Below are 16,337 nucleotides of genomic sequence, written 5' to 3'. Positions count from 1 at the left end.
CTTGTATTCCATCCTAACTTTTCTCACAATTTCATATTAATATAACCTTGTGTATAAGTAAATAACAAGAAAGTTATTGTCATTGATAAGTTTTTCTTATTATAAAAATTGTAAACAGTGTTAAAACAATCTTAATGGGATTTTATCAAAGGAAAATTCCTTCTCTTTTCTACGCCAACTTGGACAAAAACTATTTCACAAAAATGAAAAAGCTGGATTGTGTAATAGATTTTGGGAAAAAATATGGCAGATGGAGGTGAATTCTGTGGTAAAAAGAAAAGCAAATCATGTCATACCTGGAGCGAATGCTGCAAAAGCCCAAGGCAGTGGAGCTGGGTATAATGAGGAAATGGAAAATGAACCATTATCAGAACTAGAAAAGCAAAACAATAAGAAGAGGAAAAAGAATCAGTAACAGAAAAAGCGGAAGGCCTCCCTTCCGCTTTTCCTGTTATTCCATATTTACCTCAGTTACAATGCTCCGCAAATCCTGCTGGAACCTTTCAAGCTGCGCCCGTTGGTGTTCAGATGCGTTTTCAAGGGCATTTTCGATTTGCTGGAATGCTTCATTCACTTCATTTTTAAGGTGCTTCAGCTGATGACCATAGCTTGCGCTGTCACGTACGATTTCCGAGTATAGTCCTTGCGCGTCTTCGAATCCTTGCTGTGCTGCCTGAAAGGCTTGCTGTTTATCTTTATGATAAGGCATATGTGATTTCCTCCTGGTGTATTAAATCTATACCGTTAAATTGCTCAGTTATAAGTAATTTATTCAGTATAATTTCGGTGGAAAATCTAATCCTAAAGTCAGGAGGGATGAGCAATGAATAAAAATGATTCCAAAGATATGCGCAAGAATGCTCCGAAGGGCGATCAAGACAGCCAGCCTGCTCCACTAAGCGGATCTAAGAAAGTGAAAAATCGAAACCATACTCGCCAAAAACATAACTCACACCACGACATGTAAAAGAGGCGAAGCGAATTGTCGCCGAAAATAAGTTTTTTTAACAAAAAGGAAGGGCTGCCAATAAAAATGGCAGTCCTCTTTCTAAATTTGTTTAAACGCATTCAGTAAAATATTTTCTTCCTCGGTTGTAACGGTCCTAAGATCTATATTAACCTCTTCCTTCTGTATCCGAACAACGATTGCCGGGGAATGTTCTGTTCGGAGCTTTCTGGCAATATGTTCAGCGCTAACATCCGGATGACTTATTGAGACAAGATAAGTTGGAAGCTGAACATCGGGCATCGTCCCTCCGCCAACCTGGCTAGTTCCTTCTGTCACAACCGCTTTTAGCCCACCTTCAAAGGAATTAATGTCCTCCGCAAAATGATCAGTCCTGGCTCTCAGTTTATCGAGAGGAACAAGCAATTCTCTTAGTGTCGGGATATGGAGTAACCCCTGCTCACCCCTTAAGTAATCCATCAAAGTTCCCTCTAACGCCGCGAGTGTCATTTTATCTACTCGAACGACTCTTGCCAGCTGGTGTTTTTTCAGCTTATCAATCAGTACTCTCTTCCCTGCGATGATTCCAGCCTGTGGACCGCCAAGGAGCTTGTCTCCGCTGAAAGAAACTATATCTGCACCCATTTTCAATACTTCTCCTACAACTGGTTCGTCACCGATTCCATGGCTGGTGAAATCATAAAGTACACCGCTCCCGAGGTCTTCGTAAAAAATGACCTGGTCGTGCTTACTTGATAGTTGCGCCAATTCCTCTGTATCGACAGTTTTCGAGAATCCATATATTTTAAAATTACTTGTATGGACCTTCAAAATCATCCCAGTGTCTTCGGAGATTGCATTCTCATAGTCATATAAATGCGTTTTATTGGTTGTTCCAACTTCCACTAAATGAGCTCCGCTTTCTTCCATAATGGAGGAAATCCGAAAGGAGCCACCGATCTCAACAAGCTGCCCGCGCGAAACAATGACCTCCTTGTTTTTTGCAAGTGCACTCATGATTAAATAAACTGCTGCAGCATTATTATTAACGACCATCGCTGCTTCAGCCCCAGTGACTCTTTTAACTAAGCTTTCAACATGAGTGTGCCGGGACCCGCGCTCGCCTTCCTTCAACCTGTACTCAAGGTTGGAATAATTCCTCGCAGTTTCTACCACATGCTTTACTGCATTCTCGCTCAATCTTGCTCTTCCAAGATTCGTATGTAAAATGGTCCCTGTAGCGTTAATGACCCTTTTCAGTGTATATTCAAATTTCTCTGTTGCCGATGAATCAAGCAACGTAAATAGCTGGTCAACAAACAATTGGGTACCAGGCTCTGGCCCACTCCATTGTTCGTTAACAATTTCTTTCCTTATATCATTTAATACATCTTTAATTATGTCTGTAAAACGATCAACGTCCGTATCATGCTTTTTCATTAAATCAAAAAACCTAGTATCCTTCTGTAATTCATGTACGGCAGGAAGCTGCCTTAAAAATTGTTTCAAAATCTATCTCCCCCACAACGATTGTGCATTCATTAATTATATCATTATTGCCCAATTAAAAGTTTTTTCAAAACGGTGAACTTGAAGGAATAATGGAAAGTGCATAAACCGTAAACTATCCCGAAAGAGAGTATAAAAAAAGGCCCGGCTAATTGCCAGGGCATTAATTCATCGCTTCCATTTGTTTGATCATGTCGTCTGTATCAGGAAAAACACCTGTATCCAGTTTCGAATATATTGTCTGGCCATTTATTGTTACTTCAAAAGCTCCTTTGGAAGCTGGAATCAGCTCCATCTTCTCAATCTGGCTTCGGAAATGGGTGAATAATTCTTCCGCGAAACTCGCGGCTTTTGGTGCATAATTTCACTGCATGCAAAATTGGATGGTTACTTGAAAATTCTTCATTGCAAAATCCCCCTGTAATACTTTTTATATGTTTTTACTGTCATTTTAGTGTAAAGCCATTGTCAGTGCAAATAATAATAGCTTAAGGATGATTTTAAAAACAAGAAAGAGTATACTTTTTTGTGGAGGTGATCAGGTTGAGTGAACACGAGAAAATTCGTTTAACATCACTATCAACAAAGGCTGGCTGAGGATGCAAAATCAGTCCCGAGGACTTGACGCAAGTTTTGCGTCTATTGCCAGAACAGGAAAATGTTCCTGAATTGCTAGTCGGACATGAGACTTCCGATGATGCAGGTGTATATAAACTTACTGACGATATCGCCCTAATCCAAACGATTGATTACTTCACCCCTGTAGTGGACGACCCATATATGTTTGGACAGATTGCAGCGGCGAATGCCCTGAGCGATGTATATGCAATGGGCGGCGAACCTAAAACAGTCCTTAATATGGTGGGATATCCGATCAAAAAGCTTGGTCCGGATATGCTTGCTGAAATATTAAGAGGTGCCAGTGACAAAGTGAAGGAAGCTGGGGCAGTGACGATTGGCGGTCATTCAATTGATGACCAGGAACCTAAATTCGGCTTATCCGTGACGGGTCTGGCCCACCCAGGTGCCATTTGGAAAAATGTCGGCGCACAGCCAGGTGATTTACTTGTTCTATCAAAACCTATCGGAGTCGGCATCATGACAACAGGAATCAAGCGCAACGCAGTAACTGCCGAACAAGAGCAAGAAGTAACGGAAACAATGGCCTTGCTGAACAAATCGGCAGCTGATGCGTTAAAAGCTTTCACTCCACATGCGGTAACGGATGTAACAGGGTTCGGACTGCTCGGACACGGGAGTGAAATCGCTCGTGGCAGCAATGTCAGTTTTGAAATTTCGTTAGGTGACGTACCTGTTTTAGAAGGTACATATGAATTGGCTGCAAAAGGAATTGTGCCTGGAGGATCAAAATCCAACCATAAATGGCTGGATAACGATGTAGAGTATAAGGACATTTCTAATGAAGAGCAGTTAATACTCTGTGATGCGATCACTTCCGGAGGACTCCTTGTTTCGCTTCCTGAAAGCGAAGCCGGGCAATATGTGGAAGCCTTGAAGAACCAGGGGCTTGTTCATGCGGCAATTGTTGGGAAAGTCACAGAAAAGAATGATAAACTTATCTATGTAAAAAGGTGAAATCAATGAGATTTCACCTTTTCCTTTTATCTATAGCTTTGCTTTTAATTTTTCCAGCATGTCAGCAGTCATACTTGAGAGATCAAACTTCGCCTTGAAGCCCCACTCTTCAGCCGCAGCTGATGCATCGATAGAATTCGGCCAGCTATCCGCGATTGCCTGACGTACAGGATCAACATTATAGGATATTTCAAACCCAGGAATATGCTTCTTGATTTCCGCTGTCAGTTCCTCAGGTTCAAAGGTCATTGCTGTTACGTTGAATGCATTTCTGTGAATCAACTTGGAAGGGTCAGCTTCCATCAGGTCAATGATCGCCCCAAGCGCATCTGGCATATACATCATGTCCATGTAAGTGCCTTTATCAATATATGAACTGTATTTCCCATTCTTGATTGCTTCATAGTAAATTTCAACCGCATAATCAGTTGTTCCGCCGCCTGGAGGTGTCACATAAGAAATCAATCCAGGGAATCTTACTCCCCTTGTGTCTACCCCGAAACGGTGGAAATAGTAATCTGCAAGCAATTCGCCGGCAACCTTGTTCACACCATACATTGTAGTTGGACGCTGTATGGTGTCCTGAGGTGTACTGTCCTTAGGAGTATTAGGCCCGAATGCACCAATTGAGCTTGGTGTGAAAAATTGCAAATTGAGCTCCCTAGCGGTTTCAAGGGCATTCATCAGGCCGCCCATATTAAGGTTCCAGGCGAACACCGGCTTGGTTTCTGCCGTTGCAGACAGCAATGCTGCCATATGCATGATCGTATCTACATTATATTTATTGGCCAGTTCGACCATTTTGTTTGCATCCATTACATCAAGAATCTCGAATGGACCGTTGTTAGCAGCTTCAGAATCAGTTTTCCTGATATCCGTGGCAATGACATTATCCTGTCCATAGATGTCACGAAGTTTAACTGTTAGTTCAGAACCAATCTGGCCAAGCGCGCCAGTTATTAAGATTTTCTTCATTCTATGTATTCCTCCCGGTTACTCTGAAAAAGGAAGCCGGCTTGTCACGCAAACCGGCATATCCAATTAAATAATCTCTAATTCCTTGCCTACTTTTTCATAAATAGAAATAGCATTGTCTAGCATTTCCTTCGTATGTGCCGCCGAAGGCATATTCCTTACACGGCCAGTTCCTCGTGGTACGGTAGGGAATACGATTGATTTCGCGTATACTCCCTCTTCGTAAAGCCTTTTGCTGAACTGCTGCGTCTTGACTTCATCGCCAACGATACATGGGGTGATTGGCGTCTCAGAATGGCCGATGTCGAAGCCGAGTTTTTGCAGACCGTCTTTCAGATAATTTGCATTCTCCCATAAACGCTCGTTCAATTCTGTGCTTTCCATCAAAATTTCGATTGCTTTCTTGCTGGCAGCAACGTCGGCCGGAGTCAGTGAAGTTGAAAAAAGGAACGGACGGCTTCTAACCTTCAACCAGTCGATCAAGTTTTGTTTACCAGCAACATACCCTCCGACTACACCAATAGCCTTTGATAGAGTACCAATTTGGAAATCGACTTTATCAGAGAGGCCGAAATGTTTAACCGTCCCAGCGCCTTCACCTAGCACACCAGAACCGTGTGCATCATCGACATATGTAATAAGGTCGAATTCTTCGGCGATTTCAACTATTTCCGGAAGCTTTGCGATGTCTCCGTCCATCGAGAATACACCGTCTGTGATGACCATGATTTTATTATATAGGCCTGACTCTTTAGCTTCCTTCGCTTTTGCGCGAAGGTCTTCCATGTCTGAATGGTTAAACCTGATGATCTTCGCTCTCGACAAACGGCAACCATCGATGATTGAAGCATGGTTCAGTTCATCGGAAAGGATAGCATCGTTTTTATCCATTACAGCTGAAATGGCAGCCATATTGCACATGAATCCTGACTGGTAGGCAATCGCAGCTTCTGTCTTCTTGAATTTCGCCAATACTTCCTCTAGTTCAATATGCAGCTGTAGCGTTCCGTTAATTGTACGTACTGCACCTGCTCCCACTCCAAATTTTTCAATTGCTTCATCTGCAGTCTTTTTCAATCTTTCATCAGTAGCGAGTCCAAGGTAATTATTCGAGGAGAGGTTGATCATCTCTATCCCATTAATAGTTATGACTGGTCCATTTGGGCTCTCAAGCGGGTCGATTACATTATATAAACCCTTCCCTTTTAAATCCTCCAGGTTTTCATTTAAAAACTGATCCAATGTTTTACTAGACATCGTAAATCCCCTTTCTGCCATCACATTTGGCATGTCATTATAATGGATACATCTGTCTTTTTGGAGAGGACAATAATTTTACCTCTTATTCCATGTTTAATGTGTGTTCACAAACTATACTTTATCATATTTATTTTATTTGTACATCTATGAAGGACAGAAAACGCTTTCTTTTTTATCTGTTTAGTTTTCCCTATTTTTTGTCACAATGCATGATTTTTTATGAATGGCCGATTTTGCAATGAAGGTTGGCTTCCAAGTTAAACGCTATCCCATTAAAAGAGGTCTCTTTCCCTAAACTTTTAAAGAGGAGCTTTAAAAATAGGTTTGAAAGTTTTTATTAGGGTATAGAAAAGGGAGCCAGTCTGCAGGCAAGCAGTTTGGCGGGGGCAGTGAAATTTGAGGTTTTACATAATAATCACTTCCTCCTTATTTCATATAGAAATAGATACTGAATATGGAGGCTACTTATATGAAACACCCTTTGAATGTAACATCTGAAATTGGTGAGTTAAAATCCGTCGTCTTGCACCGTCCAGGAAAGGAAGTCGAAAACCTGACACCCAAATATCTGGAACGACTCCTTTTTGATGATATTCCTTACCTTCCAGCAGTCCAGAGAGAACATGATTATTTCGCGGATGTACTAAGAAACCGCGGCGTTGAAGTTCTCTACTTGGAAAAGTTAATGGAAGAAGCATTAAAAACTGATGAGTTACATCAACAGTTCATAGATCAAGTATTGAATGAAAGCAAGAGCAATTTGAATGGCTCGAGACAAACAGTCGAAGAGTATCTTCATTCATTTTCAACTGATGAAATGATCCGAAAAGTCATGTCTGGGGTTCTTAAATCAGAAATCGAGCCAGAGAAAAAAGTTCACTTACATGAGTTGCTCGATGATTACTATCCTTTCTTTCTCGATCCAATGCCAAATCTTTATTTTACACGGGATCCCGCAGCCGTTATTGGAAATGGTGTCTCTCTAAACAAGATGTGTGAAGGTGCAAGAAAAAGAGAGTCATTGTTCATGGACTTTATCATTAAACACCATCCTAGATTCTCACAGCATGATATTCCACATTGGTATGACCGTGATGAATATTATCCTTTAGAGGGTGGAGACGAGTTGGTACTCAGTCGTGAGGTGATTGCGATTGGGGTTAGTGCAAGGACGTCTGCACAGGCGATTGAAAAATTGGCGAAACGAATTTTTGCAAGGAACGGTACCATTAAAAAAGTAGTTGCAGTTGAAATTCCTAAATTAAGAGCTTATATGCATCTTGATACTGTATTTACAATGGTTGATCATGAGAAATTCACAATCCATCATGGAATTGAAGGCCCTAATGGAAATATGAAAATCTATATTCTCGAAAAAGGCATGGATCCTGACACTCTTAACATTTCCGAGCGCTCAAATCTGACACAAACACTAAAGGAAGTCCTTGGTCTGCAGGAGCTCGTCCTGATTCCTTGTGGAGGCGGACATGAAATTGCAGCGGCCCGCGAACAATGGAATGATGGCTCGAATACACTGGCAATTGCTCCTGGCGTAGTCGTAACTTATGATCGTAATTATGTATCGAATGATCTGCTGAGGAAAAATGGCGTTGAAGTAATTGAGATTCCAAGCTCTGAGCTCTCTAGAGGCCGTGGCGGCCCACGCTGTATGAGCATGCCGATTTACCGGAAAGACTTGTAAACAAAAAGCAGTCCTCGAAGCAGGACTGCTTTACATGTTAACTTTAAATTAGTATAACTCTTGCACAATGATTAGTATCTAGCTCCAGCGCCTAGCCCCTCGAGTCACTTCGGTCCGCCCAATGAAGTCAAAGAGCGACTTCACTGGTCAGCCCTCCAGTGCTTGTCGGGGCTGACCAAGGCGCTTACGCTTTTATTTTCTAGCTGGTTGTAAGGTAGCTTTGCAGCTCTTTGATCAATTGTTCTGCTCCCTCTCTGCTTAAAACGATTTTACCATCGGCCAATTTCATGTTGTCATTGCTGATCGTTCCGGTAATGAGACAAGTTAGATCAGGCTGATACTTTTTAAGAATGATCATGTCATCATTTACAAATATCTCCAAGGGATCGTTTTCTCCTATGCTCAGCTTTTTCCGCAACTCCATGGGAATTACCACTCTGCCAAGCTGATCCGTTTTCCTGACAATTCCTGTAGCCTTCATATAGCATCCTCCCCTACTGAAAAATATATGGGATTTGGATGTCTGTCCTGTGAATCGATTCTAGCCCAATACAATTATATCAAAACAAGGCATAATTTTACATTGTTAAAGTGTCAGTTTAAGTAATCCGTGATTGACCATTGCTATGATCTATTTAACTTCATCTAATCATCCAAGTATCTATAATAATTGAGTTTATTTATTCCAACACACAAAAAGGCTAAATTCTAATTTTAGAATTTAGCCTCCTAGTCTTATTTATGGTGAAAAGGACATTTGCCTTCTATTGGTTTGCTGTCGTCTCCGATAAAATACATTTTCCATTCTCTATGATCCGGGTCGCCATAGTGGCTTACATTAGGGTGCTTTGGCAGGTTGTCCCATTTCTCAACACGCTCCCTTACCTTTTCCCGTGACATAATTCCGCCCTTTGAAGTTCCTTCAAGTCCCTCAAAAATTCGACGCGGCTGAAAACCAAGAACAAGACTATTACCCAGATCCCTAGTTTTTCGCTGTTTATAGGCGGGTGCATTTCCGAAGGCAAAGAATGGTTCGCCTGCAAACGAAAATGCCCATAAATGATGGTCAGGATCTTTCGGATAATCTGCCGGCCATGGCTGCGTATCTTTTTCATGTAAGAACTGAAGTACATTCCAGAAGTATTCACGATAGTATTCAATTGTTTTTTCTTCCATTTCAGGCTCGACGAATACAAACAATCCATGTCTTATAAGGGGCTTGGCATCATCAAACAATGCAATGAATTCTTCAATAGCGCCGGGTAATTGATTCCAATTGTCCCGGCTTATATATGAATAACGGAGTTCTCCTTTTTTCTCGGCAGACATTCCAAAATAGCAAGGAAACTCTCGATTTGTGACAACATCCCGGAAATTTTTATATTCTTTTATAACCCATTCAGGTACAAGGTCTGGATTGATCATATCTTCCTTAGTAAACAAATAACTATTGGTAACTGCCATATTTTACACCTCAATTTAGTTAGTCAGTTACCATTTACCCTGTCTCTATGGTCCTAAACTTTATAAAGAAAAAGTAAAAACACGCATTTCTGCGTGCTTTTACTTTTTCTTTATCTTACTCCCTGGCTCTGTGGTGTGGAGGAACTATTATTCTTCAATAAAACCTTTAATCCAGATCCAATATCAGAAGCAAGAATGTAATTCCTGTCCACAAACACTCCCCATACATCACTTCTTTCAGGAACATATTGGCCTACTTGAACAGGTTTCGCCGGATCAGTAATATCTACCGCATATATTCCTCCCGCATAGTGTGACAAGTATAATGTATTTCCATGGACTTTAGGGTCGTGGACGGTATTTGCGAATGTAATACCATCCTCGAGGTTATCAACTAAATCAGTCTTGAACTCACTTAGCAATTTAGGATTTGTTTTATCCTTGATATCGAAAATCCTTGTGTAGCCATAGGATTGTTCATAACCTTCTTTCGTTGGGTTATAGACTTCCCTTGTCTCAATCAGAACATTTCCTCCTTTTGCAAGAGTAGCCGAGTGTGCTGAACCCTGTTGGTCGGAACCGAAATCTGTACGTCCAAGGTATTGAGGGTTTTCGGGATTGCTGATATCAAAAATGACTGTTCCCAAATCCCACATCGAGACATAGGCATACTTTCCGGTTTCATCTATCATCGTGCTGTGATTGAATACTGGACGGGTTTTTCCGTCAGGAGAATTCCAATGGTATCCGTTAAAATCGTCCGGAATTTCTTCAAGCATTCTTGGATCGAACTCCCATAGTTTTTGAGGGTTTGCAGGGTCGCTGACATCCACAACCTGTAAGTCCTTTTCCCCCCCATGGCTATAATAGTCTGCATAAGGATTGGCAGCAAGTACGATCGCGCGGTTCCCCTGCATAGTTAAATATAACTCATGAGTTCCTCTCGTTTTCTTTGTTACCTCGTAGAATCCTAGCTTTTTTGGTTCAGTTGGATTTGTAACGTCATACAGCAGGAAACCGCCTTTGGAATCAGGGTTTTTACTATCTAGTTGCTGCACACTCACCACTGCAAGGTCTCCTTTAAACGATGGAGTATTGACGCTTTTTACGATCACTTTTTCCTGCCAGGTTCCTGGGATATCATTATTGGCAAAAACAGCAACCTCTTTAGGATTTGACGGATCTTTCATATCAAATACCCTTACCCCGCCATTTCCACCATTTTTTGTGTGAGTTCCAAGGTAGGCATAACCTTTATGGGCATAGACATCTGCAAAGCTGTTTTGCTTTCCGTCAGCCCTTACCGTTTCCATTTGAGGAGCGGCTTCTTCATGTAAGAATTGAAGGTTTTTGGTGCCCTCCATTACAGGGACAGAAACGTTGCTATATCCAGCCCTCTCTCCTTTTTCAATATTGACATCCCCAAGTTCGTCATGGGCAAGGACATTGAATGGGACCGAAGAGACCGTCAGAGCACCAGCTAAAATAAGACTCGATAACAATCGTTTTTTCATAATTTAAACCTCCTTCTATGTATTGAATAACAATATAGCAGAGGTGAAAACTTCGCTTCAATCAATAAACTGTATTTTTTGTAAATTCAGTTAATTTATCCTAATTTTGTAATTTACTACTATGTCTATGGTAGTTGTTTCGGATTCCGAATTAGGTAAAATTCCACAAAGCTGATAGGAACAGTTTCCATATCTTCCAGCCTAGAAAACGCTGGTCGAAAACCAGAGATTTTAGTATGATTAAGAAATGTGATTGTAAAATATTTGTTTTCTTAAAATAGATTAAAGCGAGGATTTTATCATGAGTTTATTAAATGTAGAAAATTTAAGCCACACATTTGGGGATCGTACCCTTTTTAAAGACGTCTCTTTTCGTTTGCTAGCAGAAGACCATGTTGGCCTTGTAGGAGCGAACGGTGTCGGAAAGTCGACATTGATGAATATCATTACTGGGCAGTTGATACACGATTCCGGTAAAGTTGAATGGACTCCAAGTGTTGAGTATGGGTATCTTGACCAGCATACAGTTTTGACACCCGGAAAAACAATCCGCGATGTATTGCGTGATGCGTTTCTTCCTCTTTTTAAGAAAGAAGAAGAATTAAATGAAGTTACTGGGAAAATGGCTGATGCCTCACCTGAAGAACTTGAAAAATTACTTGAACAAATGGCCGAAATCCAGGATGCCTTAGATGCAGGAGGTTTCTACTCCCTTGATATAGAGGTCGAGGAAGCTGCTCGGGGTCTGGGTTTGGACGCAATCGGTATAGACCGCGATGTTTCAGCTTTGAGCGGCGGTCAGCGTACAAAGGTTCTGCTTGCAAAGCTATTGCTTGAAAAGCCAAAGGTTCTCCTGCTTGATGAGCCGACTAACTACCTTGATGTCGAGCATATCCAGTGGCTCACAAAATACTTGAAGGATTACCCTTATGCTTTTATCTTGATTTCACATGACACTGAATTCATGAACCCAGTTTCGAATGTTATTTTCCAGTTGGAATTTTCAAAGCTGACGCGCTATACTGCTACCTATGAAAAATTCCTGGAATTGGCCGAGATTAACAAGAATCAGCATATCAACGCATATGAAAAGCAAAAGGAATTCATCAAGAAACAAGAAGATTTCATTGCCAAAAATAAGGCACGCTATTCGACAACAGGACGGGCAAAGAGCCGCCAAAAGCAGCTTGACCGTATGGAACGAATTGACAGACCTGAAACAGCCGTCAAACCTACTTTTGAGTTTAAGGAATCACGCGCAAGCAGCCGTTATGTATTTGAAGGCACAGACTTTGAAATTGGATATACTCACCCACTTCTCCCTAAAATGTCGGTTACGATCGAGCGTGGTGAGAAGATTGCGATTGTCGGGATGAATGGTGTCGGTAAATCGACCTTGTTAAAAACGATGCTTGGGAAAATCCCTGCATTGAGCGGTAAAATCGAACGTGGCGACTTCCTCTTCCCTTCTTACTTCGAACAGGAAGTAAAAGCAGGAAGTATCACTCCGATTGAGGATGTCTGGAGCGAGTTCCCAGGCATGGATCAGCATCAGGTCCGCGCTGCATTAGCACGCGGGGGCCTAAAGAATGAACATATATCCCGTCCGTTGAACCAGCTTAGCGGCGGTGAGCAGGCGAAAGTACGCCTGACAAAATTGCTTATGCACGAGAGCAATTGGCTTCTGTTCGACGAGCCTACCAACCACCTTGATATTACTGCGAAAGCGGAATTAAAGCGTGCGTTGAAGGCATATAAAGGAACAATTGTCCTAGTCAGCCACGAACCAGATTTCTACGAAGACTGGGTAACAAAAGTCTGGAATGTTGAAGAATGGATTGAAAAATCAAAATAGAATCCAAAGGAACCTGACGGCTATTCCGTCAGGTTTTTCTTTTTATTATGATTCTGACAACTCCTTAAAGAACTTGTTGAAAACAGCCTATGATAGAGATATCGAACTGCTTGGACACTGAATTCTCCTGACATCCCATAATATTCATATTAAATTTCATCAAAATGTATTGAGTTATCCACTAGTTATTGATAAATTTTATAGGGTACATAAAAATATTTTATAAAGGTGATAACAAATGAAAAAATTGATTACATTATTAAGCTTATTGATGATTTTTACCATTACGGCTTGTTCTGACAATGGTACAGACGAAGGACAAAAAGACACAATAACAGAAACAATTAAAATTGGTGCGATTCCTGATCAGAATGCAGCAGACTTGAACAGGAGCATGGAGGATTTTGCGAAGGACCTGGAAGAGAAGACGGGATTGAATGTTGAGTATGTCCCTTCTGTCGACTATTCAGCGCTTGTTACGGCATTTGAACGCGGCGAAATCCAGCTAGCCTGGTTTGGCGGTCTTACTGGTGTACAGGCGAGAAACTTAGTTCCTGAAGCTGAAGCTTTTGCACAAAGACCAATCGATGAAAAGTTTAAATCAGTATTTATTGCCAGCAGTGATGTAAATATTGATGGCCTGGAAGATTTAAAAGGAAAATCCTTTACTTTTGGCAGTGAAAGCTCGACTTCCGGTCATTTAATGCCGCGCTACTTTATGATGGAAGCTGGCATAGACGCGGATCAGGACCTTGATGGAAAGCCGAACTACTCAGGTTCACATGATAAAACATATAAGCTAGTAGAATCAGGTGCGTTTCAAACTGGTGCATTGAATATTTCTGTATGGGAAGCAGCTGTAAAAGAAGGAAAAGTAGATGAATCTAAGGTAAAAGTAATTTATACAACTCCTGAGTACTATGACTACAACTGGACATTAAACAAGATGGATGCTGAGACAAAAGCTACACTCAAAGAGGCTATACTTTCAATGACTTCAGAGGATAATGAAATAATGGAATTATTGCAGACTGATAAATTCATAGAAACGAAGAATGAAAATTACGAAGCAATTGAAAAGGTCGCAAAGCAACTCAAGATCATCAAGTAGGTGGATTTCATGCAAGAAGCGATAAGCATTACGCAAATTTCGAAAAGCTATGAGCGGAAGATTGCCTTATCTTCCCTCTCTTTTACAGTTAATAAAGGAGAATTAGTTGCCCTTATTGGTCCAAGCGGAGCCGGCAAAACTACATTGCTGAACTTGCTGGCAGCCATTCTTCCACCAAGCCAGGGTCATATCCTTATAGACCGGCAGCCTCTCTCTGAGCTAATGGATCATAAAAAGAGAGCAAAAAAAATCGGGATCATTCGCCAACAGTTTGACCTTGTGGGAGAGCTCCCGGTCATCCATAATGTTCTTGCTGGCAGGCTTTCTGAATGGGGGATTTTCAAATCGATTCTTTCCATGCTGGTCCCTCAGGATAAAGAATATGCTGTCCAGGCACTAATTCGTGTCGGATTGACAGATAAATTGTATGAAAAAACCTCTTCTCTCTCAGGCGGAGAACAACAACGGGTAGCGCTTGCAAGGCTCCTTGTCCAAAGTCCTGAAATTGTTTTAGCTGATGAGCCGGTTGCCTCATTGGATCCTGCTCGTGCGGAAGACGTGCTGGAATTATTGGTTAAAATCGCTTTAGAGGAGAACCAAACACTAATTGCAAGCCTTCATTCAGTGGAATATGCAAGGAAATACTTCGATAGATTGATAGCACTTAAAGATGGTGAAATCTTCTTTGACCTCCCCGCTTCCTCCGTAACTGATGACCATATCAATAGCCTTTACAGACTAAAGGAGCTGTCTTGATATGGATAAAAGATGGTTGAATTTTGAGCTCCATAAGCGAAAGATCCTTACACTGATCCTATTGCTTGCATTCATGTTGAGTCTTTTCTTTGTTGAATGGCATAGTAACTTGATTCATAGCGGAGGATTCATAACAGCAAAACAAATCGCGGCAGCATTTTTCACTCCTGATTTATCGGGTGACATCCTTCTTCTGGCCTTGGAGTCAAGCTGGACAACTCTTTCTTATGCAGCTGCCGGCATGAGTCTGGTGATTATCATTGCCTTTTTCTTTGGCATTTTCGCCTCAGGAATTTTGGTATCAGAAGGTAAAATCAAAAGGTATATACGGCCTCTTTTTAGAGGGCAGCTTGGTATCATGAGAGCCATTCATGAACTCGTTTGGGCCTGGTTATTCGTCGCGTCGATCGGTCTCTCTTCTTTTGCCGCGATTTTTGCCCTGGCAATACCTTATGGTGGCATCCTGGGAAGGATTTTTGCAGATATGCTGGAGGACATACCGAGGGAACCGATTAAAGCTTTGGAAGCAGCAGGCGCTTCTAAAATTCAGGCTTTATGGTATGGTTACTTGCCGATGGTCAGGGCGAGCATTACCAGTTATGCGATGTACCGATTTGAGTGCGCAATTCGTTCTTCTGCCATCATGAGCTTTGTAGGCATCGGTGGCCTGGGGTATCAAATTCAGTTGAGTCTTGATGACCTTCATTATGATGAAGTTTGGACTTTCGTGTTCTTTTTAATCGCCCTAGTCCTCATCATCGATCTTTGGAGCAACCAATTAAGAAAGAGGCTGGTACAATGAAGAAATATAAACTTAGCTTCGTGACAGCTTCTGTCTATGCTCTATTGCTACTTATGATTGGATCCTGGGCATCGATAATTATTGGAGAAAAAGCAAGCTTGTCCTTACTGTTTACAGAAAAGAATCTTTTTTACGCTAGCAAGTTCTTTAAAGGGCTTTTGGGTATAAATGAAGAAAGTCCGGCTTATCTAAATGCCGAAAACTGGAAAAATGCATTGGATCTTACGATCGAAACATTGGTCATGAGTGTGATGGCTACAGGCTTTGCGACAATTGCCGCACTCCTGACAGTTGTGCCAGCAGCAAGGAATGTTGCAGACGGGTCCCTCACGCTGGCTAAAAAATGGCATGGTTGGCTTTCCTTTGGTGTTGTTCGCGGAGGGTATATCTTTTCTCGGGCAGTCCCGGAGCTTGTTTGGGCAATGATCATCATCTTCATTTTTAAACCTGGAATATTGCCGGGTGCAATCGCACTTGCACTTCATAATTTCGGGATTCTTGGAAAGCTTTTTGCAGAGGTCATCGAAGATTTAGACTCAAGGCCGGTTCGGAATCTTTCTTCATCCGGGGCAGGACGTTTTCAGCTCTTTTTGTATGGAGTATTGCCAGCTGCTCTTCCCCGATTCCTGACGTATATACTTTACCGTTGGGAGGTCATCATGCGAACGACGATTGTCGTTGGCTTTGTTGGCGCAGGAGGCCTGGGCCAGCAATTCAAGCTGAGTATGAGTTTCTTCCATTACACAGATATTACGCTCTTGCTATTTTTCTATCTTCTCCTGGTTTTCGCAGCCGATTACATTTCAGAAAAAGCGAGAATATTCATAAAATAATCCGGCCATGATTG

The 16,337-nt window shown here is 41.6% G+C and carries 16 protein-coding genes and 1 pseudogene; 9 read left to right on the top strand and 8 right to left on the bottom strand.

The features are described from left to right. The first annotated feature begins 265 nt into the window (after positions 1-265). Positions 266-415: a small acid-soluble spore protein SspO gene (sspO, locus tag TY49_RS05840; RefSeq protein WP_041964971.1), complete on the top strand. Its 150-nt coding sequence runs from the start codon at positions 266-268 to the stop codon at positions 413-415. A gap of 36 nt (positions 416-451) precedes the next feature. On the opposite strand, the gene TY49_RS05835 is transcribed toward sspO, so the two are convergent. Beyond that, the gene (locus tag TY49_RS05835) at positions 452-709 is read right to left on the bottom strand and encodes a hypothetical protein (RefSeq protein ID WP_041964970.1); all 258 of its coding nucleotides are present in this window, start codon (positions 707-709) and stop codon (positions 452-454) included. Positions 710-823: 114 nt separating this feature from the next. On the opposite strand from TY49_RS05835, the gene TY49_RS24165 reads away from it, so the two are divergent. After that, the gene (locus tag TY49_RS24165; RefSeq protein ID WP_023614207.1) at positions 824-967 is read left to right on the top strand and encodes a small acid-soluble spore protein P; all 144 of its coding nucleotides are present in this window, start codon (positions 824-826) and stop codon (positions 965-967) included. An 81-nt stretch (positions 968-1,048) separates the two neighbouring features. On the opposite strand, the gene selA is transcribed toward TY49_RS24165, so the two are convergent. Next, positions 1,049-2,455 carry an L-seryl-tRNA(Sec) selenium transferase gene (gene selA / locus TY49_RS05830; protein ID WP_041964969.1) on the bottom strand — a complete coding sequence of 469 codons (1,407 nt, stop codon included), beginning with the start codon at positions 2,453-2,455 and terminating at the stop codon, positions 1,049-1,051. Between the two features lie 163 nt (positions 2,456-2,618). Beyond that, positions 2,619-2,807 (bottom strand): annotated as a pseudogene (locus TY49_RS25545) (Rdx family protein); the annotation flags it as partial. Positions 2,808-2,998: 191 nt separating this feature from the next. Here TY49_RS25545 and selD point away from each other — a divergent pair. Further along, positions 2,999-4,051, top strand: a complete 1,053-nt coding sequence (selD, locus tag TY49_RS05825) for a selenide, water dikinase SelD (protein WP_084135392.1) — start codon at positions 2,999-3,001, stop codon at positions 4,049-4,051. A 30-nt stretch (positions 4,052-4,081) separates the two neighbouring features. On the opposite strand, the gene TY49_RS05820 is transcribed toward selD, so the two are convergent. Both TY49_RS05820 and TY49_RS05815 read right to left on the bottom strand, forming a co-directional pair. Then, complete coding sequence (locus TY49_RS05820) at positions 4,082-5,026, bottom strand: L-threonine 3-dehydrogenase (protein WP_041964967.1); 945 nt, start codon at positions 5,024-5,026, stop codon at positions 4,082-4,084. A 66-nt stretch (positions 5,027-5,092) separates the two neighbouring features. Next, positions 5,093-6,283: a glycine C-acetyltransferase gene (locus TY49_RS05815; RefSeq protein WP_041964966.1), complete on the bottom strand. Its 1,191-nt coding sequence runs from the start codon at positions 6,281-6,283 to the stop codon at positions 5,093-5,095. 472 nt (positions 6,284-6,755) lie between these two features. Here TY49_RS05815 and arcA point away from each other — a divergent pair, with 472 nt between their 5' ends. Continuing rightward, on the top strand, positions 6,756-7,988 hold the full coding sequence (arcA, locus tag TY49_RS05810; RefSeq protein ID WP_041964965.1) for an arginine deiminase: 1,233 nt from the start codon (positions 6,756-6,758) through the stop codon (positions 7,986-7,988). A 199-nt stretch (positions 7,989-8,187) separates the two neighbouring features. On the opposite strand, the gene TY49_RS05805 is transcribed toward arcA, so the two are convergent. From TY49_RS05805 to TY49_RS05795, 3 genes are all read right to left on the bottom strand, one after another. Then, positions 8,188-8,469 (bottom strand): AbrB/MazE/SpoVT family DNA-binding domain-containing protein, encoded by a 282-nt coding sequence (locus TY49_RS05805; protein ID WP_041964964.1) that lies wholly within the window; start codon positions 8,467-8,469, stop codon positions 8,188-8,190. Positions 8,470-8,723: 254 nt separating this feature from the next. Next, positions 8,724-9,452 (bottom strand): YqcI/YcgG family protein, encoded by a 729-nt coding sequence (locus TY49_RS05800; protein WP_041964963.1) that lies wholly within the window; start codon positions 9,450-9,452, stop codon positions 8,724-8,726. A 110-nt stretch (positions 9,453-9,562) separates the two neighbouring features. Then, positions 9,563-10,966 (bottom strand): LVIVD repeat-containing protein, encoded by a 1,404-nt coding sequence (locus TY49_RS05795; protein ID WP_041964962.1) that lies wholly within the window; start codon positions 10,964-10,966, stop codon positions 9,563-9,565. A gap of 301 nt (positions 10,967-11,267) precedes the next feature. Here TY49_RS05795 and TY49_RS05790 point away from each other — a divergent pair, with 301 nt between their 5' ends. The 5 genes from TY49_RS05790 (at position 11,268) to TY49_RS25195 (ending at position 16,323) form a co-directional block, all read left to right on the top strand. Beyond that, complete coding sequence (locus TY49_RS05790) at positions 11,268-12,821, top strand: ABC-F family ATP-binding cassette domain-containing protein (protein WP_041964961.1); 1,554 nt, start codon at positions 11,268-11,270, stop codon at positions 12,819-12,821. A 238-nt stretch (positions 12,822-13,059) separates the two neighbouring features. Next, positions 13,060-13,932, top strand: a complete 873-nt coding sequence (locus TY49_RS05785) for a putative selenate ABC transporter substrate-binding protein (RefSeq protein ID WP_041964960.1) — start codon at positions 13,060-13,062, stop codon at positions 13,930-13,932. 9 nt (positions 13,933-13,941) lie between these two features. Continuing rightward, a complete protein-coding gene (locus TY49_RS05780; protein WP_041964959.1) occupies positions 13,942-14,688 on the top strand; it encodes a phosphonate ABC transporter ATP-binding protein in 747 nt (248 codons plus the stop codon). A 1-nt stretch (position 14,689) separates the two neighbouring features. Further along, a complete protein-coding gene (locus TY49_RS25200) occupies positions 14,690-15,490 on the top strand; it encodes a PhnE/PtxC family ABC transporter permease (protein ID WP_041964958.1) in 801 nt (266 codons plus the stop codon). Then, positions 15,487-16,323 carry a PhnE/PtxC family ABC transporter permease gene (locus tag TY49_RS25195; RefSeq protein ID WP_041964957.1) on the top strand — a complete coding sequence of 279 codons (837 nt, stop codon included), beginning with the start codon at positions 15,487-15,489 and terminating at the stop codon, positions 16,321-16,323. Before TY49_RS25200 ends, TY49_RS25195 begins: the two co-directional genes overlap by 4 nt. Positions 16,324-16,337 lie beyond the last annotated feature (14 nt).

The sequence above is a fragment of the Mesobacillus selenatarsenatis SF-1 genome (assembly GCF_000813125.1).
In the GTDB taxonomy this organism is placed as follows: domain Bacteria; phylum Bacillota; class Bacilli; order Bacillales; family Cytobacillaceae; genus Mesobacillus; species Mesobacillus selenatarsenatis.
The sequence above is the reverse complement of the archived record's forward strand: the minus strand, read 5'-3'. Positions and strand labels throughout refer to the sequence as shown.